Consider the following 22,075-nt stretch of genomic DNA (forward strand, 5'->3'; position numbering starts at 1 on the left):
GCCATCATCAAACAATCCACAGTTGCTTGACCCGAGGGCCGATTTTTCCGCGCAGGACCTAGCCCAGGCAGTCCACGAGGCCGTTGGCCAGGCCGCGCAGCAGCTCCAGGTAGAGATCGGGGCCTTCGGTCAGCGCGGCGCCTTCGGGGTCGAGTACGCCGGCCTTGGCTTCGGTGCCCTCGACGATGGTGCGGACGATGGCCGGCTCGAAATTGGGCTCGGCGAAGACGCAGGTTGCCCCCAGTTCGGCCACCTTGGCGCGCAATTCATCGATGCGGGCGGCGCCCGGCATGGCCTCAGGCGAAACCGTCACCGTGCCGGCCACTTCGAGGCCGAAGCGGGTTTCGAAATATTGATAGGCGTCGTGAAAGACGATGAAGGGCTTGCCTTCCACCGCGGCCAGCGTCTCACCGAGCTCCTCGGTCAGCGCGTCGAGGCGCACCAGTTCGGCTTCCGCATTGGCCTGGTAGGTCGCGGCATTGTCCGGATCGGCCGCGCCCAGCACGGCTGCGATCTCGGTCACCATCAGCTTGGCATTTTCCGGATCGAGCCAGAAATGCATGTCGCCTTCGTCGTGGCCATGGCCATGATCATGGTCATGGTCATGGTCATGGTCATGGTCGTGATCGTCGCCATGGGAATGGGCCTCGAAGGCGCCGCCTTCGCGCACGGGCAGCAGGGCGATGCCCGGCGCCTCGGCCAGTTCCACCACCCGGGCATTGGTGGAGAGGGTGTCGAGCGCATCGGCGAGGAAGAGCTCCATGCCGTGCCCGGTCCAGAACACGATATCGGCGCTTTCCAGCGCCGCGGCGTCGGAGGGGCGGAGCGAATAATTATGCGGCGAGGCGCTGCCCTTGACGATCAGACCGGGCGTGGCGACATCGCCCATCACCGCCGAGACCAGCGAATGCAGCGGCTTGGTCGAGGCGACGACATCGGGCGCCGCCAGGGTGGTGCCGGTGAGCAGCAGCGTGGAAAAGGCGGCAAGGGGGAGGGTCAATTTCTGCATCGTCTGGCCTCTTGGCAAAGGGAGGGGCGGAAGCGATATGTTATGTTATTACGCTTGCGACGGTGTTATGCTATAACGTACTGAAAGACGTCAAGACGGGTTGTGGAAATCGGGCTGCGCCCATCGCCCCGCCGTCCCCCGAGAGCCGAAGAGCCGATGCACGACCATAAAGACAAGGAAACATTGATCACGCTGTCCGGGGCCGGCATCCGCCGGGGCGGGCGGACGCTGGTGGAGGGCGTGGACCTGACCATCGGGCGCGGCGAGATCGTCACCCTGATCGGGCCCAATGGCTCGGGCAAGTCCACCACCGCCAAGATGGCCACCGGCGTGCTGAAGCCCAGCATGGGCCGGGTGACGCGCAAGCCCGGCCTCAGGATCGGCTATGTGCCGCAGAAATTGTCCATCGACTGGACCCTGCCGCTCAATGTCGAGCGCCTGATGACGCTGACCGGGCGCTATGCCGATGGCGAGATCGCCGCCGCGCTCGAAGCGGTGGGCGCCGCCCATCTGCGCAAGGCGGCGGTGCAGGAATTGTCGGGCGGTGAATTCCAGCGCGTGCTCTTCGCCCGCGCCATGATCCGCAAGCCGGACCTGCTGGTGCTGGACGAACCGGTCCAGGGCGTCGATTTTTCCGGCGAGATCGCGCTCTATCAATTGATCCGCCAGATTCGCGACGATACCCGCGCCGGCGTGCTGATGATTTCCCATGACCTGCACGTGGTCATGGCCGAGACCGACACCGTGCTCTGCCTCAATGGCCATGTCTGCTGCCGGGGCACGCCGGGCGCGGTGAAGCAGAGCCCGGAATATCTGCGCCTGTTCGGCGCCCGCGCCGGGCTGGCCATTTATCAACACCACCACGACCATGAGCATCACGACGATGGCTGCGTGGTCGGGGCCGAGCATCACCAACATGAGGGCCATCATCATGGGCATTGAGCTCCAGCGTCCCGGGGAGCCATTGCATGCTCTCTGATTTCTTCTCCCGCGCCCTCGTCGCCGGCATCGGCCTTGCCGCCGTCACCGGGCCTTTGGGCTGTTTCGTGGTCTGGCGGCGCATGGCCTATTTCGGCGATACCATGGCCCATTCTGCGCTGCTGGGCGTGGCCCTGTCGATCCTGCTCTCGGTCAACATGACCCTGGGCGTCTTCGCCGTGGCCGCCCTGGTCGCCGGGGCGCTGCTGCTGCTGCAACGGCAGAACACGCTCTCCACCGACGCGCTTCTGGGCATTCTCAGCCATTCGAGCCTGGCCGTGGGCCTGGTCATCGTCGGCTTCCTCACCCAGGTGCGCATCGATCTCATGGGCTTCCTGTTCGGCGATATCCTCGCCGTCTCGGTGGACGATATCGTCGTCATCTATGGCGGGGGCCTGGCCATCCTGGCCATCCTCGCGCTCAATTGGCGGCCGCTGCTGGCGGCGACGGTGAGCCCCGAACTGGCCGAGGCCGAAGGCCTGCGCCCCGAGGCGAGCCGCATCGTGCTCATGCTGCTCATGGCCCTGGTGATCGCCATCGCCATGAAGCTGGTGGGCGTTCTGCTCATCACCTCGCTGCTGATCATCCCCGCCGCCACGGCCCGGCGGCTGAGCGCCACCCCCGAAATGATGGCGGTGATCGCCGCGCTGCTGGGCGCTGTGGCGGTGGTGGGCGGCTTGTTTGGGTCGCGCAGCTGGGATACCGCTTCGGGACCCTCCATCGTGGTGATGGCGCTGGCGATCTTCCTTGTGTCGCTGGCGGTGCCGACGGCGCGATTGTTTGGCAGGAGAGAGCAGAATGGCACATGAGCACGCAATGCCGGCCGATTTGACCCGCAACCAGGAATTGGTGCTGGGCGCGCTCAACCATGCGCCGGCCCCGCTTTCGGCCTATGACATTCTCGACAGGCTGCGCGGCGACGGTCTGCGCGCCCCCCTGCAGGTCTATCGGGCGCTCGACAAGCTGGTGGAACGCGGCCTGGCCCACCGTCTCGAATCGCTCAATGCCTTCGTGGCCTGCGCCGATGCCCATTGCCACCGCAAGGGCCTCATCGCCTTCGCCATCTGCGAAGGCTGCGGCAAGGTCGATGAATTCGCCGATGCGGTGATTGAGGAGCGCCTGGGCGGCTGGGCCGCCCGCGAAGGCTTCAAGGTCGAGCGCACCACCATGGAAATCCGCGGCAAATGCGCCGCCTGCCTCCAGGCGGCATAGATCGCCGCCCTATTTCAGCGGCCCTTTGAAGATGAAGAACGCGCCCAGCCCGATCAGGGCGAAGCCCAGGGCATGGTTCAGCGTCAGCTTCTCGCCCAGGTAGAACACCGCGAACAGCGCGAAGGCGGTAAGCGAGATCACTTCCTGGATCGTCTTCAGCTCGGCCGCCGAATAGACCTGGTAGCCGATGCGATTGGCCGGAATGGCCAGCCAATATTCGAAAAAGGCGATGCCCCAGCTGATCAGCACCACCATCCACAGCGCCGCGCCGTGGAATTTGAGGTGCCAGTACCAGGCAAAGGTCATGAAGATATTGGAGGCGACGAGCAGCCCGATCGGGGCCAGGGTCGGAAGATTGAAGCCCAAGGCTTCCTCCTGAGGGTGCAGCGCTCCTCCATATCCCCAAGTCCCGCGCCGCGGAAGCGGGAAACCGCCACGCCCCACCCACCGCCTCACCCACGGATCGCCACCCGCCAACCCACCGCCGCGTCACTCCACCCGCAGGTCGTCACCCTCCTCCCCACCACCCGTCACCTTCCGCCCGACCGCGTCACCCTCCACCCCACCGCTCGTCACCCTCGGGCTTGACCCGAGGGCGTTTGCGGGGTTGAGGTTCCGTCCTGCCGGCCGCCATCAGCTACAATCGCTGAATGAAGAACCCTCGGGCTCGCCCCGAGGGCATCCCCCTTCACCGCGCATGCTTGGTCGGCTGCTCCAGCGAGAAGATTTCGTCGCTGACATCGTCGATCTTCTTGCGCACCAGCGCCTGGGCGTCATAGAGCCCGCGATTGTAGAAGTAGCCGCCCATCTTCTCGGCGAAGAAGGCCATCAGCATCTCGGCGGGAATGGCTCCGATCGTCAAATCCAGTTCCTCGCGGAAATAATCCTGGATGTCCCCCACGATGGCCTTGGTTTCCTCGCGGCTGAACGTGATCTTTTTCATGGCAATCTCCTTTATGCCGCTCATAGCCCGAGTCGGGCCCCGCCCAATATTGACCCGCCCATGGCCGAGGGCGTAAGGCTGGTGTCGTGACGGTTCCCTTCAGGCAGAGGCCTGGCGGGATCAAAAGGGAACACGGTGCGGCGTACCCATCAGGGACCAAATCCGTGGCTGCCCCCGCAACTGTAAGCGGTGGGCGCTCTCGATAAGCCACTGCGTCCTCGGGCGCGGGAAGGCGGGGGCGCTGCATTCACCGCGAGCCAGGAGACCTGCCGGCACATGAGGGCGCCCAGCCCTTTCTGTTGACGCTGTCGGGTGGACGGTGGGGCAGTGCAGGCCGTTCCATGGCCATTGCGCGCGCTCTTCGTTCCGCCCCTGATGCATGAAGGCGAGCGCTTCCCATGACCACCAAGATCCCCACCACCGTCATCACCGGCTTTCTCGGCGCCGGCAAGACCACCCTTGTGCGCCACATGCTGGCCCATGCCCCCAAGGGCAAGCGCATCGCTTTGATCATCAACGAATTCGGCGATCTGGGCGTGGACAAGGACATCCTGGCCGGCTGCGGCGACGAAACCTGCCGCGAGGAGGACATGGTGGAATTGTCCAATGGCTGCATCTGCTGCACCGTGGCCGACGAATTCATCCCCACCATGCAGGCCCTGCTGGCCCGCGAGGAGAAGTTCGATCATATCGTCATCGAAACCTCCGGCCTGGCTTTGCCCCAGCCGCTGATCCGCGCCTTCAACTGGCCCGAGATCAAGGCCCAGGTCACCATCGACGGCGTGGTCACCATTGCCGATGCCGCCGCCCTGGCCGAGGGGCGCTTCGCCAGCGACGAGGCGGCCGTGGATGCGCAGCGCCGCCAGGATGAAATGCTCGATCACGAAACTCCCTTGGGCGAACTCTTCGAGGATCAGCTTTCCGCCGCCGACATGATCGTCATCAACAAGACCGACCTGGTCGATGCCGCCACCCTCGAAAAGGTCGAGGCCAATATCCGCGCCGAGCTGCGCCCCGGCGTCGGTGTGATCCGCGCCGCCAATGGCCATGTCGATGTCGCGGCCCTGCTCGGCATGGGCATGGAAAGCGAGGCCGATATCGCCAACCGCCCCAGCCATCACGAGCTCGAACATGGTGGGGAAACCCATGAGCACGACGATTTCGACAGCTTCTCGCTGAGCCTTGCCGCCATCCGGGGCAAGGACGACCTGCTCGCCATTATCGAGGACACGATCCGCAGCCACGATGTCCTGCGCCTCAAGGGGTTCGCCGCCATACCCGGCGCGGCCGCGCGCCTGGCCATCCAGGCCGTCGGCCCCCGCGTCACCGCCTATTTCGATCGCCCCTGGAAGCCCGGCGAGGACAAGGTGACGGCCCTGGTCGTCATCGGCGAACAGCCCCTGGACCGCGCCGCCATCACCCGGAGCCTGGAACGGGCGGCGGCGTGACCGCCCTGCCATTGAGCCGGAGGCCCTGATGCATCTGCTTTCCGCCCAGGCCGGTGCCATCCAGCAGGAGGGCGAGGCCATCGACCTCGCCCAGACCCCGGGCGCCTATATCTTCGCCTCCTCCGCCGACAGCGAATTGGCCATGCTCGCCGCCGCTGCCGACCGGGCGGGAGAGGACGCGCTGCGCCTGGCCAATATCCTGCGCCTCGCCAACAATCTCTCGGTCGATATGTGGCTGGAAAAGACCGTGGCCGAGGCGCGGCTCGTCGTCCTGCGCCTCATCGGCGGCATGGCCTATTTCCAGTACGGCGTCGATGAACTCGCCGCCCTCTGCGCCAATCGCAATATCCCCCTCGTCCTCCTGCCCGGCGATGCCAATCCCGATCCCATCCTGCGCGACCGCTCCACCATCCACCCCGATGACTGGTCCCGCCTCCACCGCCTCTTCGTCGCCGGCGGCCCCGAAAACGCCGACGCGATTCTGAACGCGTTCCGCGATCTATCACTCCTGCCCACCCTCCCCCTTGAGGGGAGGGTAGCGCAGCTCGGCCCGACGGGCCGTAGCGAAGCTGGGGAGGGGGTCCTTCAGCTTACCCTCCAACCCTTCCCCCGCTTCGGCCTCTGGCACCCCAAAACCGGCCTCACCGACCAGGCCGGCCTGTCAGCGCTGCACCTTCTCCCCGAGGAGGAGAAGAACAACAGCGAACGCGATGCCCAATTTCTCTCCCCCTCGGGGAGAGGTGGCTCGGCCGAAGGCCGAGTCGGTGAGGGGGATGCCGCAGCAGAAACGCCATACATCCCCATCCTCTTCTACCGCGCCGCCCTCGAAGGCGCCGGTACCGCCACGCTCGAAGCCCTGGTCGCCGAACTGGAATCCCGTGGCCTCGCCCCGGTGCCCATCATGGTTTCCTCCCTCAAGGAAGCCGCCTGCATCGGCTTCGTGCAGGAGGTTCTGGCGGCCTTCCCGCCCGCCGCCATCTTCAATCTCACCGCCTTCGCCCTCGGTGTCGCCGATCTCGACGCGGCGGCCAATCCCTTTGCCGGCACCGATGCCCCGGTGATCCAGCTCATCCAGTCCGGTCGCTCCAGGGCCCAATGGCTGGCCGATCCGCAGGGCCTTTCGTCCAAGGACATGGCCATGTATCTGGTCATGCCCGAGGTCGATGGCCGCATTGGCGGCCTGCTTGTCGGCCACAAGGCCGACGCCGTCTGGCATGAGCGCACCCAATGCCCGCTCTCGGCCTATGAGCCCGAGCCCGAGGGCATTGCCCGCGCCGTCGCCCTCGCCGCCAACTGGGCCCGCCTCCGCGCCACCCCCCGCGCCGACCGCCGCATCGCCATCATCCTCGCCAATTACCCCATCCGCGACGGCCGCCTCGCCAACGGCGTCGGCTACGACGCTCCCCAAAGCACGGTCCGGATGCTGATTGAGCTGGAGCGGGCAGGGTACACGCTGACCCAGTCCCCCTCCCCCTTGAGGGGAGGGGCTAGGGGTGGGGGTTCTGCACCCTCCGCAAACGCTGCCGTGTGGTCCGGCCCGGCCACCGGCTTCACCAATTCCCGCCTCGCGCGCATCACAAAGAACATTGAACGCGCCCGCACGTTGCGGTCCAATCCACCACAGCCAGAACGCGCGCTCTGGCGCCTCCTGCGCGAGGCCTTCCCGGAAGCCCATTTCCGCCGGCAGGTCCCCATCGGTCCCTATTTTGCCGATTTTGCCTCTCACCGCGCCAAATTGATCATCGAGCTTGATGGGGATACGCACGGCAGCGAACAAGCTCAACGATATGACGCCAAGCGCGACGCCTTTCTTCGCGACGCCGGCTACCGCATCTTGCGCATGGCCAATCGTGACCTCCAGAATTTGGAGGGTGTTTGGCTTCAAGTCTCCCAGTCTGTCGGAGACATTCGAACCCCCACCCCTAACCCCTCCCCTCAAGGGGGAGGGGAACGATCGGTCCTTGATGAGACGTCTGTGCCAGCCACTGGACCAAAGCCCCTCCCCCTTGAGGGGAGGGGTTGGGGTGGGGGTTCTGCGCCATCCTTCTTTCCGAGATCGTCGAAGGACCTGATTGATTTATTGCAATCCGGTCCCACCAACGCCGCCCCTCAGCGCGGACAATCCGCTGCCATTCTTCCGCTCGCCCGCTACCAGGCCCTCTTCGACACCCTCCCCGAAGAAACCCGCGCCGCCATCACCGCGCGCTGGGGCGATCCGGCGACCGATCCCTTCATCCGCGACGAGGCCTTCCATCTCCCCGCCCACCGCTTCGGCAATGTGGTGCTCCTGCTCCAGCCGGCTCGCGGCTACCAGCTCGACGAGACGCTGAGCTATCACGACCCGGCCCTGGTGCCGCCCCATGCCTATGTCGCCGCCTATCTCTGGCTGCGTCACGAATTCGGCGCCCATGCCATGGTGCATAACGGCAAGCATGGCACCCTCGAATGGCTGCCGGGAAAATCGGCCGCGCTCGATGCCGATTGCTATCCCGACGCCCTCTGGGGGCAATTGCCCCACCTTTATCCCTTCATCGTCAACGATCCGGGCGAGGGCACCCAGGCCAAGCGCCGCACCGGCGCGGTCATCATTGACCACCTGGTGCCCCCGCTCACCCGCGCCGAAACCTATGGGCCGCTCAAGGACCTCGAAGCCCTGCTCGACGAATATTACGCCGCCTCCGGCATGGATCGGCGCCGGCTGGCCGATCTCAAGCGGCGCATCCTCGATTTCACCCGCGACAGCCGCCTGGATCAGGATATCGGCCTGCCCCCGGACGAGACCGAGGCGCTGATCCGGATCGACAACTTCCTCTGCGATTTGAAGGAAGCCCAGATTCGCGATGGCTTGCACGTTTTCGGCCAATCGCCAGAGGGAGGGATGGCGAGAGACCTTTCCGTCGCTTTGGCCAGAGTCCCACGCGGCGATGCCCCCGGGGATAACTCGCTCATCCGCGCCCTGGCCGACGATTTGAAGCTCGGTTTCGATCCCTTGAACGCCGTTTTCGCCGATCCATGGCGCGGGCCTGACGTTTTCGCCTCCATGACCAGCGTCAACGTCAACAGTCTGCCAACCAATAGCCGCATTGGCGACCTTGTTGCTAACCTTGAGGCAATAGCCGCCGAACTGGTGGACGGCACCCGAATCTGTCCTGCCGATTGGCCGGCCACCAACGCAGTGCTGCAAACGGTCGAAACCATTGTAAAGCCACGTCTTTCCGCCTCCGGTCCCGCCGAGATGCAGGCCTTTCTCGATGCGCTGGACGGCAAATTCATTGCCCCCGGCCCCTCCGGCGCGCCTTCGCGCGGCCGTCTTGATGTCCTGCCCACCGGCCGCAATTTCTACTCCATCGACGCCCGCGCCGTCCCCACGCCAAGTGCTTGGGAGCTCGGCAGAAAATCCGCCGAAAACCTCGTCCTCCGTCACCTCCAGGACCACGGCCATCATCTCAGATCGGCCGCCCTTTCGGTCTGGGGCACCGCCAATATGCGCACCGGCGGCGACGACATCGCCCAAGCCATGGCCCTGATCGGCGCCCGCCCCATATGGGATCCCGGCTCGCTGCGCGTTTCGGGTTACGAGATCGTGCCCCTGGCAAAGCTGGCCCGCCCCCGGGTCGACGTAACCCTCAGAATTTCCGGCTTTTTCCGCGATGCCTTCCCCGCCCAGATCGCATTGTTCGACCGCGCCATCCGCGCCATCGGCACCCTGGACGAGCCCGAGGACGACAATCCCATCGCCGCCCGCATGCGCGCCGAAGCTCTCGGCCTGATGGCCGAAGGCAAGTCCGAAACCGACGCCGCGCTCGCAGCCGGTGCCCGGATTTTCGGTTCCAAACCAGGGGCTTACGGTGCAGGCCTTGGCCAGCTCATCGATAATGGCCAGTGGAACGACAAGGCCGATCTCGCCCGCCAGGTCCTGGCCTGGGGCCAATATGCCTATGGCGCCAAGGCCCAGGGCACCCCGCTCGAAGACCGCTTCCGCGCCCGGCTCGGGCAGATCGATGCCGTGATCCACAATCAGGACAATCGCGAGCACGACCTCTTGGATTCGGACAATTATTATCAGTTCGAAGGCGGTCTCTCCGTCGCCGCGGAAACCCTGGCCGGCGCACAGCCCGCCGCTTATCACAATGACCATTCCCGTCCGGAAAATCCAAAAATCCGCACGCTGGAACAAGAGATTAGCCATGTCATGCGCGCGCGCGTGGTCAATCCGAAATGGCTCGCCGGCATGATGCGCCACGGCTATCGCGGCGCCTTCGAGATCATCGCCACGCTCGATTTCATGTTCGCCTTCGCCGCCACCACCGGCGCGGTGAAGAGCCATCATTTCGACCTGGCCTTCGAAGCCTTTGTCGAGGACGATAAGGTCCGCGAATTCATCAGCAATGCCAATCGCTTCGGCTATGATGAGCTGATCGCGAAATTCAATGAAGCCCGCCGGCGCGGTCTCTGGTCGCCGCGCTCCAATTCCGCTTTCGCCTTTCTGGAGGACAATGCATGACCGACAAGCCCGTCAAGAAGACCGATCTGATGACCGAAGCTGAGCGCGATGCCTATCACGCTGAAAAGATGAAGAAAAAGAAGGCGGCGCGCGACAAGATCCTCTCCACCAAGACCGAGGAAAAAGGCCTGCTCATCGTCCATACGGGCAAGGGCAAGGGTAAGTCCACCGCCGCCTTCGGCATGGTCTTCCGCGCCCTGGGCAATGGCATGCGGGTCGGTGTGGTGCAGTTCGTCAAGGGCGTCTGGAACACGGGCGAACGCGACGTGCTCGACAAATTCCCCGACCAGGTGACGATCAATGCCATGGGCGAGGGTTTCACCTGGGACGTCGCCGACCGCCAGCGCGATCTGGCCGCCGCCCGCAAGGCCTGGGACCAGGTCAGGGCGCTGATCGCCGACCCGGCCTATGACATGGTCCTGCTCGACGAGCTCAATATCTGCCTGCGCTACGATTACCTGCCCCTGGACGAGGTGGTCGAGGTGCTCAAATCCAAGCCCGCGGACAAGCATGTCATCGTCACCGGTCGCAATGCCAAGGACGAACTCATTGAAATCGCTGACCTCGTGACGGAAATGACCGAAATCAAGCACCATTTCCGCGCCGGCGTGAAGGCGCAGAAAGGCATCGAGTTCTAGCGCCTAGCAGCCGATCGGCGCGAAGGACCGCGACACCCCCTGCAACACGCCGCTCATGGCGTTCTGGTCGCGAATGTTGAACTCGGCGCGGAACGCCGCATAGCTGGCGCCATCGCATAACAGGATGCTGCGCTGCACCAGGACGCGATGGTCCCGCATGGCGGCCAGCATCGACCATTGCGGCGTGCTGGCGCTCTCGGTGATGGTCCAGCCCTGGCCGGCCAGTGTTTCCGCCACAAGCGTCGCCTCCGCCTGCAGGCTGCCGGCCATTTGCCCGCCCCAGACGGTCAGCCCCTGTTCGGCCTCAAGGTTGTAGAACATCTGGCCATCGCCATTGTCGCTTTCGCCATTGCCTACATAGTCGGGCGGCACGTCGATGCCATAGCCGAACCGGGCATTCTCGTAATAATCCCAGTACTGCCCATAGGCAGGTGAGGCGACCAGAAAAGCCAGCAGAAGCAGGGTCAAGCGCATGATCATAGCCTGCCAAGCGCGGCAGGAATTGGCAATGGCTTCACAGCACCACGATGCCGGCATGCTTGGCCTTGTTCTCCGGCTCCACATGGATGGTGATCTGGGCGTCATCCACCGCTTCGCGCAGCTTGGCCTCGATGCCGTCGCAGATCGAATGCGCGTCGTCCACGCTCATGGCGCCGGGCACCACGAGGTGGAAATCGATGAAGGTCATCTTGCCGGCCTGCCGGGTGCGGATGTCATGCGCCTCTATGGCGCCATCGGCATTGTTGGCGATGACGTCGCGGATGGTCTTCTGGATATCCGGCGGCACGGCCACGTCCATCAGCCCACCGACGCTGTCCCGGATCACGCCCCAGCCCGACCACAGGATGTTGAGGGCCACGAGCGCGGCAAGAATGGCGTCGAGTTGGGCAAAGCCGGTGAGATAGACCAGGGCCAGGCCGACAAGGACGCCGACGGTGGACACCACGTCGGTCATCAGATGCTGGCCATCCGCCTCGATGGCCGGCGAGCGCGCCTTGCGCCCCTGCCGGATCAGGACCTGGGCCCAGACGAGATTAATGATGGTGGCGAAGGCGCTGATGACCAGGCCCTGCACAGGGGCCTCGGGCATTTCCGGCTCGAGGAAGCCATAAAGGGCCTCGCGCAGGATCAGGATGGCGGCCACGATGATCATGACGCCGACCACCACGGCCGAGAAATATTCGGCCTTGTGATAGCCATAGGGCAGGGCGGCATCGGCGGGGCGCTGGGCCAGGCGTACCGCGATCAGGGCCACGATGGCGGTGACGACATTGACGATCGATTCCAGTGCGTCCGAATAGAGCGCTACCGATCCGGTGAGCCACCAGGCCAGCACCTTGAGGCCCAGCACGATCAGTCCGATGAGCAGGCTCGTCGCCGCGATCGCCAATGTCTTGTTGGTGATGGCCATTGCCCGGCCTCCAAGCCGTATTGAAAGCCTGCCATAGCGGAGGACGTCTGCACCCGCAACCTCTTGTATTTGCAAACGATTTTCAGAAGCATTCCGATATGGCCGCCGACCGGCGCAAGCCTTTGATTGACCACGCGCTTTGTCGCGCCTAGAACCGGACCAAGCGCAGCGTTCCCATGACGGAACTGAAACAGAGCCTGGTGCGGTCGACCAAGTCGCGGGACCAAAGCCAGGGCTGAGCCGGTTTTGAGCGGAGCTGCCTCGTTAGGATCGAGGCGAAGATGATTGACGATTGCACGGGCAGGGGGCTGATCGGCCAGGAGCCGGTATTGCCCGGCATCGTGGCCGGGTTGGGCCTGCGCGAGGCCGCCACGGTCGAAGAGCTTCTGACCCTCCTGGATTCGGCGCTGGCCGAGGCGGAGCTGAAGCGGAGCCAATTGGCCGCGCTGGCGACGCTGGAAGGCAAGCACGCTCATCCCGCCCTGCGCAGGGTCGCTTCTCTGCTCGATATTCCGGTGCTGGCGCTGCCTGCAGCCATGCTGCACCGGCCGGTTCCCAATCCGTCCCGCCGCGTCGAGTTGCACCTGCGCCTGCCGTCGGTGGCCGAGGCGGTGTGCCTGGCCTTCGGCCCGCTGCTGCTGGAAAAGCGGCGCAGCGCCAATGCCACCTGCGCCCTGTCGCTTCATGGCGCGCCGATGTCGAGTGCCGCCAGCGCCGCCGCCACGCTGTCCACTTCCAACGCCGGTCCGTAGATGGGGCGGGCGATCATCACGACGTTGATTCCGGCCTGCCGCGCCGCGTCCAGCTTGGCCCGGGTCTGGCTGCCGCCCGAATTCTTGGTGACCAGGTGGGTGACGCCATGATGGTTCATCAGCTTGCGCTCATCCTCCGGGCCATAAGGCGGCCGGCTGCGGATCAGCGCCGCATGGCCGGGCAGCGGAAAGCCGGGCGCTTCGATGACCCGCACCAGGAAGAAGCAATCCTGCCGTTCGAGATAGGTCTCCAGGTCTGCATGGCCCGTGGTCAGCAAGACTTTGGCGCCCGCCGGCAAGGCAGCGACCGCCTCCCGGGCCGAGTTCACGATGATCCAGCTTTCCCCCGCTTGAGGCGCCCAGGCCGGCCGCAGGAAGCGCACCAGTTTCACGCCGCTCGCCTCCGACGCGGCCACGGCATTCATCGAGATGGTCCTGGCATAAGGATGGGTCGCGTCCACCAGCCGTTCGATGCCTTCCGTGCGCAGAAAGGCGATCAATCCCGATACGCCGCCAAACCCGCCGGACCGCACATTGCCCTCGGGCAGGATGGGATCCTGCGTGCGTCCGGCCAGCGAACTGGTCACCTCATGGCCGAGGGCCACCAGGCGGCTCGCCAATTGCCGCGCTTCCGCCGTTCCGCCCAGGATCAGGATTTTCATCGGTCCGCCCATTCATCCGCGCCAATGTGCCCGCCCGGCGCATGCCGCTCAAGGCCCCGGAGGCCAATGTGACAAATAGCCATTTCGAACGCCTGGCGCAGGCGGATTTCCCGCCGTTTGAGCCGGGCTCTGTCTGGCTGGTCGGCGCTGGACCGGGCGGCCCGGGCCTTTTGACCTTGCTGGCCTATTCCGCCCTGGGCCGGGCCGACGTCATCGTGCACGACGCCCTCGTCTCGCCCGAAATCCTGGCGCTGGCGCCGGACCATATTCAACGTATCCATGCCGGCAAGCGGGGCGGCAAGCCCTCTCCGAAACAGGCCGACATCACCATCAGCCTCATCGATCTGGCCCGGCAGGGCAAACGTGTCCTGCGCCTCAAGGGTGGCGATCCCTTCATGTTCGGCCGGGGCGGCGAGGAGGCGGGCGAACTGGCCCGCGCCGGCATTCCGTTCCGCATCGTGCCGGGCATTTCCGCGGGCCTGGGCGGGCTTGCCTATGCCGGCCTGCCGGTCACCCATCGCGACGCCAACCACACCGTCCTCTTCCTCACCGGACACGATGAAACCGGCACGGTGCCGAGCGCCGTCGATTGGTCCGCCGTCGCCAGGGCCGCACCGGTGATCGTCATGTTCATGGCCGTCAAGCATTTGCCCGTCATCGCCGCCCGCCTGCTCGAGAGCGGGCGGGAGCCGGACGAGACCCTGATCATTGTCGCCCATGCCGCAAGCCCGGAGCAAAGCGTGATCGAGACCGGTCTCGGCCAGGCCGGCGCCATGACCGGCCTGCCGACGCCGGCCATCGTCGTGCTCGGGCCGGTGGCGCGCTATCGCAAAAGCCTCGACTGGTATGTCGGACAAGCGCGGAGACATGTCTTTGGCTAAGGGCCTGGTCATCGCCGCCCCGCGCTCCGGCTCCGGCAAGACATTGGTGACGCTGGGCCTGCTCGCGGCCCTCCGCCGCGCGGGCCGCGTGGTCGCCCCCGCCAAGACCGGCCCCGATTATATCGATCCGGTTTTCCTTGGCCGGGCCGCCGGGCGCGACGCCGTCAATCTCGATCCCTGGGCCATGTCGTCCGCCCAGCTTCGGGCCCTGGCCGCCCAGCAGGCCACCGGTGCCGATCTGCTGCTGGTCGAAGGGGTGATGGGACTTTTCGATGCCTCGGCCGATGGCCATGGCTCGACCGCCGACCTGGCAGCCCATCTCGGCCTGCCGGTCATCCTGGTGGTCGATGCGGACAGGCAGAGCCAGTCGGTGGCGCCGCTTGTCTCCGGCTTTGCCAATTGGCGCTCCGATGTCCGCATTGCCGGTATCGTTCTCAACCGGGTGGCCTCGGCGCGGCACGAGCGCATGCTGGCAAGAGCTCTGGCCCAGGTGCGATTGCCGCTGCTCGGGGCGATCCCCCGCCGCGCCGAACTGGTCGTGCCAGAACGCCATCTCGGCCTGGTCCTCCCGGACGAGGTCGATGGCTTTTCGCTCTTCCTCGACGCGGCGGCTGAAAATATCGGCGACTTCATCGATCTGGCGGCGCTCGAAAGCCTCGCCGCGCTAGTCGCTGCTTCAGACGCCCCTCCCGCCGCCCTGCCGCCCCTCGGCCAGCGCATCGCCATTGCCCGCGATTCGGCTTTCGCCTTTCTCTATCCGCATCTGCTCGATGGCTGGCGCAGTGCCGGCGCCGAATTGCATTTCTTCTCGCCGCTGGCGGACGAGGCGCCGGCCGACCATGCCGATGCAATCTTCCTGCCCGGCGGCTATCCCGAACTGCATGGGCCGGCGCTGGCCGCCGCCACCTCTTTTCATGCCGGCCTGCGCGCAGCGCGCGACCGGAATGCGCTGATCTATGGCGAATGCGGAGGCTTCATGGCGCTGGGCGAGGCATTGGTCGACAGCCACGGAACCAGCCATGCCATGGCGGGCCTTCTGCCCATAATCACCCGCATCGACCGCCCCAAGCGCGTTCTCGGCTATCGCCGCCTGCTGCATGACAGCCCCTTGCCCTGGCCGCAGGGATTGAACGGGCATGAATTCCATTATTCCTCGGCCAAGCAATCGGGCCTGCCGCCGCTGTTCGAAGCGCTCGATGCCGAGTGCATAAGGCAGATGCCCATGGGGGCGGTGCTGGGCCGTGTCATGGGGTCTTACGCCCATGTGATCGCGGGGGCATAAAGAGCCATGGCCAAGGCATTGATGTTCATGGGCACCGGCTCGGATGTGGGCAAGTCGCTGATCGTGGCGGGGCTCTGCCGCGCGCTCAGCAATCGGGGCCTTTCCGTCGCGCCCTTCAAGCCGCAGAACATGAGCAACAACGCCGCAATCACCCAGGATGGCGGCGAGATCGGCCGCGCCCAGGCCTTGCAGGCCCGCGCCGCCCGCCGGGCGCCCGTCACCGCCATGAACCCTGTCCTGCTCAAGCCCGAAGGCGAAACGGGCTCGCAGGTCGTGGTGCGCGGCCGGCGTCGCGCCAGCCTGTCGGCCCGCCAATATTGGGCGGATCGGGCGCAATTGCTGCCCGAAGTGCTCGACGCGTTTCGCGACCTCTCCGAAAGTGCCGATTATGTGCTGGTGGAGGGGGCCGGCAGCGCCTCCGAGGTCAACCTGCGCTCCGGCGACATCGCCAATTTCGGCTTCGCCCGCGCCGCCGACATACCGGTGGTCCTGATCGGCGATATCCATCGCGGCGGCGTCATCGCATCCATTGTCGGCACGCTCGCCGTCATCGATCCCGAGGATGCGAAGCTGGTCCGGGCCAGCCTCATCAACAGGTTCTTCGGCGATCCGGCCCTGTTCGAGACGGGCAAGGCCTTTCTCGAGACGCGAACCGGCTTGCCCTGTTTGGGGCCGGTGCCGCATTTCAACCGGGCCGCCCGCCTGCCGGCCGAGGATGCCCTGGCGCTGGCCAATTATTCGGGCGGGCAGGGGGCCTTTCACATCGCAGTGCCCCGCCTGCCGCGCATCGCCAATTTCGACGATCTCGATCCCCTGCGCGCCGAGCCCGGCGTGACCCTGACCCTGGTGCAGCCGGGTGAGCCGATCCCGCGCCAGGCCGATCTCGTCCTCCTGCCCGGCTCCAAGGCGACACGCGCCGATCTTGCCGCCTTGCAGGCACAGGGCTGGGATGGCGATATCCGCGCCCATCACCGCGTCGGCGGCCTGGTTCTGGGTATTTGCGGTGGCTACCAGATGCTGGGCCGCACCATTGCCGATCCGGAGGGCATAGAAGGCGCGCCGGGAACCAGCGAGGGGCTCGGCCTGCTCGACCTGCACACCGTTCTCACGCCGGTCAAGCAATTGCGCAGCGAAGCGGCCATTCATGTGGCGAGCGGCAAGCCGCTAACCGGCTATCACATGCATATGGGCCTCACTGAGGGGGCCGACCGGGCCCGACCCTTTGCCCATGTGGGCGCAGCGCCGGAAGGCGCCGTCAGCGCCGATGGGCGGGTCATGGGCACTTATCTGCATGGCCTCTTCTCCGCCGACGATTTCCGCCGCGCCTTTCTCGGCAAGGCCGCCAGCGCCGATCTCGCTTACGAGGCGGAAATAGAAGAGGTGCTGGACGGTCTGGCCGAACACCTTGAAAAACATCTCGATATCGACGAATTGCTGGCTCTCGCCATCCCGTCTAAGGTTTGAGCTATGGATTCCCTCATCGCCCCGCTCGCCCTGGCGATAGAACGCCGCCTCGGCTATCCGCAGAAGCTGGCGGATACGATCGGCCATCCGGTCGTCTGGTTCGGCAAGCTGATCAGCTTCTGCGAAATCCGGCTCAACACCGATGCGCGCACCGGCCCGCAGCGCAAGCTGGCGGGTTTGGTCGCCCTGGCCCTGCTGCTGCTCTGCGTGCTCATCGTCACGGTCGGGATCAGGACGATCCTGTCCTGGCTGCCTTTCGGCTGGCTGGTAGAAATGCTGCTGGCCACCGCCTTTCTGGCGCAGAAGGAGCTGGGCCGCGCGGTCGAGGCCGTGTCCGAGGCGCTGCGTCAATCCCTTTCCGCCGGCCGCGAGGCCGTCAGCCATGTCGTGGGACGCGATCCGCAGGCTCTCGATGAAGCCGGCGTCGCCCGGGCGGCGGTGGAGACCCTGGCCGAGAGCGCCTCGGACGGCGTAGTCGCGCCCTGGTTCTTTCTCGTGCTGTTCGGCCTGCCCGGCATTGCCCTCTACAAGGCCGTCAACACCGCCGATTCTATGATCGGCCATCTCAACGACCGCTATCGCGATTACGGCTGGGCGGCAGCCAGGCTTGACGATGTGCTGAATTGGATCCCGGCCCGGCTCACCGCCATGCTTATCACTATCGCCTGCTTCTTCGTGCCCGGGGCCAGCCCGTCAAAAGCCTGGGCCACGGCCCGGCGCGACGCGCGCAAGCACGAATCGCCCAATGCCGGCTGGCCGGAATCCGCCTTTGCCGGCGCTCTCGGCTTCCAGCTCGGCGGGCCGCGCAGCTATGACGGCGAAATGGTCGACCTGCCCGCCTTCGGCACGGGCAAGGCGGCGCTCGGTGCCAGCGACATCATGCTGGCGCTGTTGCTCTATCGCCGGACGCTGGACGTCCTCCTGGCGGCCAGCGCCCTGCTGGCCCTGATGCTCTGGATCAGCTGATCGGCGCGGGGGCCTCGCCCTTCATGGTCAGCGGCAAGCCGGCGGCGACGAAATAGACGTCCTCGCAAATCTCCGCCAGCCGCTGATGCGCCGACCCGGCAAGGTCGCGGAATGTGCGGGCCATGGCATTGTCGGGCACGATGCCGAGCCCGACCTCGTTCGATACAAGGATCACCTTGGCCTGGCGGAATTCCATCAGGGTCGCGCCGAGCTCGCCCACGGCGGTGGAGACATCCTCGTTGGCCATCAGCAGATTGGTGATCCACAGCGTCAGGCAATCGACCAGAATCACGTCATGGCTGGCCCCGGTCCGGAGAATCGCGCGGGAGAGATCGAGCGGCTCTTCCACCGTGGTGAAGCGCGCGCCGCGGCTCGCCTGATGGCTGGCGACCCGGTCGCGCATTTCGCTGTCCAGCATGTCGGCCGTGGCCAGATAGGCGGGACGTGCCCCGGCATGCAGCGCCAATCGTTCCGCAAAGGCCGTCTTGCCGGAGCGGGCGCCGCCCAGGACGAGGCAATGTCGTGTCATGATGTAACCTCATGGCGGCCCGCCGCGGCCGCGCTGCTTTTTGTCACCTTGGCGTCAACGAGCCGCCGCGGCAAGCCGTTCCGGCATGGATGGCGCTTTGCAAAGTGGTCGCGCGCAAACACGCCCCAACCGAACGATTTCTGCCATATGATACTTTCGTCTTAACGCCTTTCGCATTATGGTCCGCGCCGAATTGACCCCCTAATCTGGGACTGGCCGCAGATCCTGCCCGCCGGCCACGTTCCCCCACCACGGAGATGCCGTTCGTGCCGCGATATTACCTTGGCGTCGATGGTGGCGGTACCAATTGCCGGGTGCGGCTCGCCAATGATCAGCTTGAGACCCTGGCCGAAGTGAAGAACGGCCGGTCCAACCTGCAGATCGACGGTGGTGAACCGGCATATAAGGCGATCCTGGACGGCACCCGCGACGTCTTCAGGGCCGCCGGCATCGACTATGCCGAAACCGCCAATACCTATGCCTGTTTCGGCATGGCGGGCGGTCGCATGGATTCGGCCCGGGACGCCTTTGCGGCGCGCAAATGGCCCTTTGCCGGCGTCAAGGTCTATGACGATATCGACATCGCCCATGCCGGGGCGCTGGGCGGCGCCGAGGGCGGCGTCGTCATCATCGGCACCGGCTCGGCCGCCATGTCTATCGTCGCAGGCAAGCGCCATCAGGCTGGCGGCTGGGGCTTTCATATCGGCGACCAGATGAGCGGGGCCATTCTGGGCCGTGAACTCGTCCGCTATTCGGTCGAGGCCGAGGATGGCCTGGTCGCGGCCTCGCCGCTGACCAAGGCGGTCATCGCCGCCCTTGGCGGCTCCAACCAGGCGGCCATGACATGGGCTTTCGCCACCGAAATGGACCTCAAGCTTCTCAGCCGCGATGGCTCGGAGGGCTGCGACGACGCGTTGATCGGGCGCGCCCCGGGCGAATTCGGCAAGCTCATGCCACTCTGGTTCGAATATCTGGAAAAGGACGATCCCGTCGCCGCCCGGATGCTCGATATCGAAATGGGCTATATCGATACCTATGTGAACTGGTTCAAAGGCCATGGCGCCAAGGTCATGGCCATTGTCGGCGGCCTCGGCCAGCGGCTGTTTCCGAACCTGCAACGGCTCTACGGCGATTTTGTCGCCTTGCCCAAATACGAACCCCTGCATGGCGCGGTGATCCTCGCCCGGCAGAATTTCGCCTCGAACTAAGGGAAGCTCTCTTGTCCAGCCGCATCATTCCCGTCCAGCCTTTCGACTACGTGGTGTTCGGCGCCACCGGCGACCTCACCAAGCGCAAGCTGGTGCCGGCGCTCTATCACCGCTTCCTGGATGGGCAGTTCGACGAGCAGAGCCGCATCATCGGCGCCTCGCGCTCCAAGCTCAGCGAGGCCGAATTCCAGAAGCTGGTGCGCGAGGCGCTCGAGCAATTCGTCGAAAAGGGCTATCAGGACGCCGAGGCGATCAAGAAGTTCGTCTCCATCTGCACCTATGTGCCGGTGGATGCCAGCAAGCCCGACGAATCCGGTGATCTGGGCGCTGCCCTGCGCGACGACCCCAAGGTCATCCGCGCCTTCTACCTGGCCGTGGCGCCCGACCTGTTCGAGCCCATCGCCGAATATCTGTCCAAGAAGAAGCTCTATCGCCGCGATGCTCGCGTGGTGATCGAGAAGCCGCTGGGCCACGATCTGGCCTCCAGCCAGGAAATCAATGACGGCGTGGCCAAGATTTTCAAGGAAGATCAGGTTTACCGCATCGACCATTACCTGGGTAAGGAAACGGTGCAGAACCTGTTGGCGCTGCGCTTCGCCAATACCTTGTTCGAGCCCGTCTGGAACTCGGCCCATATCGACCATGTGCAATTGACTGTGGCCGAGAGCGTCGGCGCCGGCACGCGCGGCTATTATGACGAGAGCGGCGCTCTCCGCGACATGATCCAGAACCACATGTTGCAATTGCTCTGCCTTGTGGCCATGGAACCGCCTGCAAACGACGACGCCAATGCCCTGCGCGACGAAAAGCTCAAGGTCCTGCGGGCGCTGCGCCCCATAACCAATGGTGAGGTCGCCCGCGAAACCGTGCGCGGCCAATATCGCGGCGTGAAGTCGGAAACCGCTGCTGTCGCCTCCTATCAGGACGAATTGCCCGAGGAGAAGAAAGGCAGCCGCACCGAGACCTTCGTGGCGCTCAAGGCCCATATCGACAATTGGCGCTGGGCCGGCGTGCCCTTCTATCTGCGCACCGGCAAGCGCATGGCCGAGCGGGTCTCCGAGATTTGCATCCAGTTCAAGCCGATCCCCCATTCCATCTTCGACCACGCCGAAGGCGCGCCCAAGCCCAACAAGCTGATCATCCGACTGCAGCCCGACGAAGGCGTCAAGCTGATGATGATGATCAAGGATCCGGGCCCCGGCGGCATGCGCCTGCGCGAAGTGCCGCTCAACCTGTCCTTCGCCGAGACGTTTACCGAGCGCACCCCGGAGGCCTATGAGCGCCTGCTCATGGACGTCATTCGCGGCAGCCAGACCCTGTTCATGCGCCGCGACGAGCTGGAAGCGGCCTGGCAATGGGTCGATCCGATCCGCGAGGCCTGGGATCGCTCCTCCGAGCCGCCGCAGACCTATACGGCCGGCACCTGGGGTCCCAGCGGCGCCGTGGCGCTGATCGAACGCGATGGCCGCACCTGGTATGAGGGCCCCAATTCATGAGCATCGACCGCCGCAGCTTTGCCGACAAGCCGACGCTCGTCAAGGAATTGGCGGAATCGGTGGCCGATCGCATCCGCACTGCCATCGCCGAACGCGGCAGCGCCGCGATTGCGGTGAGCGGCGGGTCCACCCCCGGAAAGTTCTTCCAGGCGCTGGGCAAGACCAAGGACATCGAATGGGACAAGGTCGTCGTGACGCTGGTGGACGAACGCTGGGTCGATGAAACCAGCGACCGCTCCAATGCCGGCCTCGTCAACGAGAAGATGCTGCAAGGCCCCGCGGCTGTTGCGAAGTTCTTCCCCCTCTATTCGGGGGGCGCCGAGCCTGACGCGACCCAGGTCGCCAGGACCAATGCGCTCATGGCGCAATTGCCGGAACCTTTCGCGGCGGTGATCCTGGGCATGGGCAATGACGGGCATACGGCCTCCTTCTTCCCCGGCGGCGATACGCTCGCCGAGGCGCTGACGGCCGAGGGACCCACGCTGGCCATCCGCGCGCCCGGCGCCGGCGAGCCCCGCATTACCTTCACGCTGCCGCGCCTGCTCGAAACCGATGGGCTTTACCTGCACATCGAGGGCGAGGAAAAGGCCCGGGTGCTCGACGCCGCGCTGGGCGATGGCGCGGTCGAGGACATGCCCATAAGGGCCGTGCTGCGCTCCGGCGCGCCGATTTCTGTTTACTGGTGCCCATAA

Annotated in this window: 21 protein-coding genes and 1 riboswitch; of the genes, 14 read left to right on the forward strand and 7 right to left on the reverse strand. The window is 65.4% G+C overall.

Annotated elements, in window-relative coordinates:
- Nucleotides 1–58: 58 nt before the first annotated feature.
- Entirely contained in the window at nt 59–1,009 is a 951-nt protein-coding gene (locus A3840_RS15055; RefSeq protein ID WP_067458570.1) for a zinc ABC transporter substrate-binding protein, read from the reverse strand.
- 156 nt (nt 1,010–1,165) lie between these two features.
- Between A3840_RS15055 and A3840_RS15060 the strand changes: the two genes are divergently transcribed.
- From A3840_RS15060 to A3840_RS15070, 3 genes are read left to right on the forward strand one after another with little or no spacing between them, the layout of a single operon-like run.
- A complete protein-coding gene (locus tag A3840_RS15060) occupies nt 1,166–1,951 on the forward strand; it encodes an ATP-binding cassette domain-containing protein (RefSeq protein WP_082903936.1) in 786 nt (261 codons plus the stop codon).
- Between the two features lie 26 nt (nt 1,952–1,977).
- The gene (locus A3840_RS15065) at nt 1,978–2,796 is read left to right on the forward strand and encodes a metal ABC transporter permease (RefSeq protein WP_067458573.1); all 819 of its coding nucleotides are present in this window, start codon (nt 1,978–1,980) and stop codon (nt 2,794–2,796) included.
- Entirely contained in the window at nt 2,786–3,199 is a 414-nt protein-coding gene (locus tag A3840_RS15070; RefSeq protein WP_067458575.1) for a Fur family transcriptional regulator, read from the forward strand. The genes A3840_RS15065 and A3840_RS15070 overlap by 11 nt, the downstream gene beginning before the upstream one ends.
- Before the next feature lie 9 nt (nt 3,200–3,208).
- Here the strand turns inward: A3840_RS15070 and A3840_RS15075 are convergent, their stop codons facing one another.
- The gene (locus A3840_RS15075; RefSeq protein ID WP_205633398.1) at nt 3,209–3,565 is read right to left on the reverse strand and encodes a DMT family protein; all 357 of its coding nucleotides are present in this window, start codon (nt 3,563–3,565) and stop codon (nt 3,209–3,211) included.
- Between the two features lie 322 nt (nt 3,566–3,887).
- A complete protein-coding gene (locus tag A3840_RS15080; protein WP_067458636.1) occupies nt 3,888–4,142 on the reverse strand; it encodes a DUF2164 domain-containing protein in 255 nt (84 codons plus the stop codon).
- Between the two features lie 73 nt (nt 4,143–4,215).
- Nucleotides 4,216–4,430, forward strand: a riboswitch (cobalamin riboswitch).
- Between the two features lie 110 nt (nt 4,431–4,540).
- Here A3840_RS15080 and cobW point away from each other — a divergent pair.
- From cobW to cobO, 3 genes are read left to right on the forward strand one after another with little or no spacing between them, the layout of a single operon-like run.
- Nucleotides 4,541–5,590, forward strand: coding sequence for a cobalamin biosynthesis protein CobW (gene cobW, locus A3840_RS15085; RefSeq protein WP_067458578.1), 1,050 nt, complete (start codon nt 4,541–4,543; stop codon nt 5,588–5,590).
- A 28-nt stretch (nt 5,591–5,618) separates the two neighbouring features.
- On the forward strand, nt 5,619–10,094 hold the full coding sequence (cobN, locus tag A3840_RS15090; protein ID WP_067458581.1) for a cobaltochelatase subunit CobN: 4,476 nt from the start codon (nt 5,619–5,621) through the stop codon (nt 10,092–10,094).
- Between the two features lie 29 nt (nt 10,095–10,123).
- A complete protein-coding gene (gene cobO / locus A3840_RS15095) occupies nt 10,124–10,732 on the forward strand; it encodes a cob(I)yrinic acid a,c-diamide adenosyltransferase (RefSeq protein ID WP_109442340.1) in 609 nt (202 codons plus the stop codon).
- Between the two features lie 3 nt (nt 10,733–10,735).
- Here the strand turns inward: cobO and A3840_RS15100 are convergent, their stop codons facing one another.
- Complete coding sequence (locus A3840_RS15100; protein ID WP_131798344.1) at nt 10,736–11,200, reverse strand: hypothetical protein; 465 nt, start codon at nt 11,198–11,200, stop codon at nt 10,736–10,738.
- A 46-nt stretch (nt 11,201–11,246) separates the two neighbouring features.
- Nucleotides 11,247–12,143 carry a cation diffusion facilitator family transporter gene (locus A3840_RS15105; RefSeq protein WP_067458590.1) on the reverse strand — a complete coding sequence of 299 codons (897 nt, stop codon included), beginning with the start codon at nt 12,141–12,143 and terminating at the stop codon, nt 11,247–11,249.
- A gap of 281 nt (nt 12,144–12,424) precedes the next feature.
- Between A3840_RS15105 and A3840_RS15110 the strand changes: the two genes are divergently transcribed.
- Complete coding sequence (locus A3840_RS15110) at nt 12,425–12,895, forward strand: cobalamin biosynthesis protein (RefSeq protein ID WP_067458593.1); 471 nt, start codon at nt 12,425–12,427, stop codon at nt 12,893–12,895.
- Here A3840_RS15110 and A3840_RS15115 read toward each other — a convergent pair.
- Nucleotides 12,826–13,557: a cobalt-precorrin-6A reductase gene (locus A3840_RS15115; protein ID WP_082903939.1), complete on the reverse strand. Its 732-nt coding sequence runs from the start codon at nt 13,555–13,557 to the stop codon at nt 12,826–12,828. The two genes, A3840_RS15110 and A3840_RS15115, sit on opposite strands and share 70 nt — an antisense overlap.
- Nucleotides 13,558–13,598: 41 nt before the next feature.
- Between A3840_RS15115 and cobA the strand changes: the two genes are divergently transcribed.
- From cobA to cbiB, 4 genes are read left to right on the forward strand one after another with little or no spacing between them, the layout of a single operon-like run.
- Complete coding sequence (cobA, locus tag A3840_RS15120) at nt 13,599–14,438, forward strand: uroporphyrinogen-III C-methyltransferase (RefSeq protein WP_067458598.1); 840 nt, start codon at nt 13,599–13,601, stop codon at nt 14,436–14,438.
- Nucleotides 14,425–15,720, forward strand: a complete 1,296-nt coding sequence (locus A3840_RS15125; protein WP_245676637.1) for a cobyrinic acid a,c-diamide synthase CobB — start codon at nt 14,425–14,427, stop codon at nt 15,718–15,720. Before cobA ends, A3840_RS15125 begins: the two co-directional genes overlap by 14 nt.
- 6 nt (nt 15,721–15,726) lie before the next feature.
- A complete protein-coding gene (locus A3840_RS15130; protein ID WP_109442339.1) occupies nt 15,727–17,184 on the forward strand; it encodes a cobyric acid synthase in 1,458 nt (485 codons plus the stop codon).
- A 3-nt stretch (nt 17,185–17,187) separates the two neighbouring features.
- Complete coding sequence (gene cbiB / locus A3840_RS15135) at nt 17,188–18,150, forward strand: adenosylcobinamide-phosphate synthase CbiB (RefSeq protein ID WP_067458604.1); 963 nt, start codon at nt 17,188–17,190, stop codon at nt 18,148–18,150.
- On the opposite strand, the gene cobU is transcribed toward cbiB, so the two are convergent.
- Nucleotides 18,143–18,679, reverse strand: a complete 537-nt coding sequence (gene cobU / locus A3840_RS15140; RefSeq protein WP_067458608.1) for a bifunctional adenosylcobinamide kinase/adenosylcobinamide-phosphate guanylyltransferase — start codon at nt 18,677–18,679, stop codon at nt 18,143–18,145. The genes cbiB and cobU overlap by 8 nt on opposite strands.
- A gap of 266 nt (nt 18,680–18,945) precedes the next feature.
- Here cobU and A3840_RS15145 point away from each other — a divergent pair, with 266 nt between their 5' ends.
- The 3 genes from A3840_RS15145 to pgl are packed head-to-tail and all read left to right on the forward strand — an operon-like array spanning nt 18,946 to nt 22,075.
- The gene (locus A3840_RS15145) at nt 18,946–19,887 is read left to right on the forward strand and encodes a glucosamine kinase nucleotide-binding domain-containing protein (RefSeq protein WP_165603194.1); all 942 of its coding nucleotides are present in this window, start codon (nt 18,946–18,948) and stop codon (nt 19,885–19,887) included.
- A gap of 11 nt (nt 19,888–19,898) precedes the next feature.
- Nucleotides 19,899–21,383, forward strand: coding sequence for a glucose-6-phosphate dehydrogenase (zwf, locus tag A3840_RS15150; RefSeq protein ID WP_067458613.1), 1,485 nt, complete (start codon nt 19,899–19,901; stop codon nt 21,381–21,383).
- Nucleotides 21,380–22,075: a 6-phosphogluconolactonase gene (pgl, locus tag A3840_RS15155; RefSeq protein WP_067458616.1), complete on the forward strand. Its 696-nt coding sequence runs from the start codon at nt 21,380–21,382 to the stop codon at nt 22,073–22,075. The genes zwf and pgl overlap by 4 nt, the downstream gene beginning before the upstream one ends.

This window comes from Devosia elaeis (genome assembly GCF_001650025.1).
GTDB classification, from domain to species: Bacteria; Pseudomonadota; Alphaproteobacteria; order Rhizobiales; family Devosiaceae; genus Devosia; species Devosia elaeis.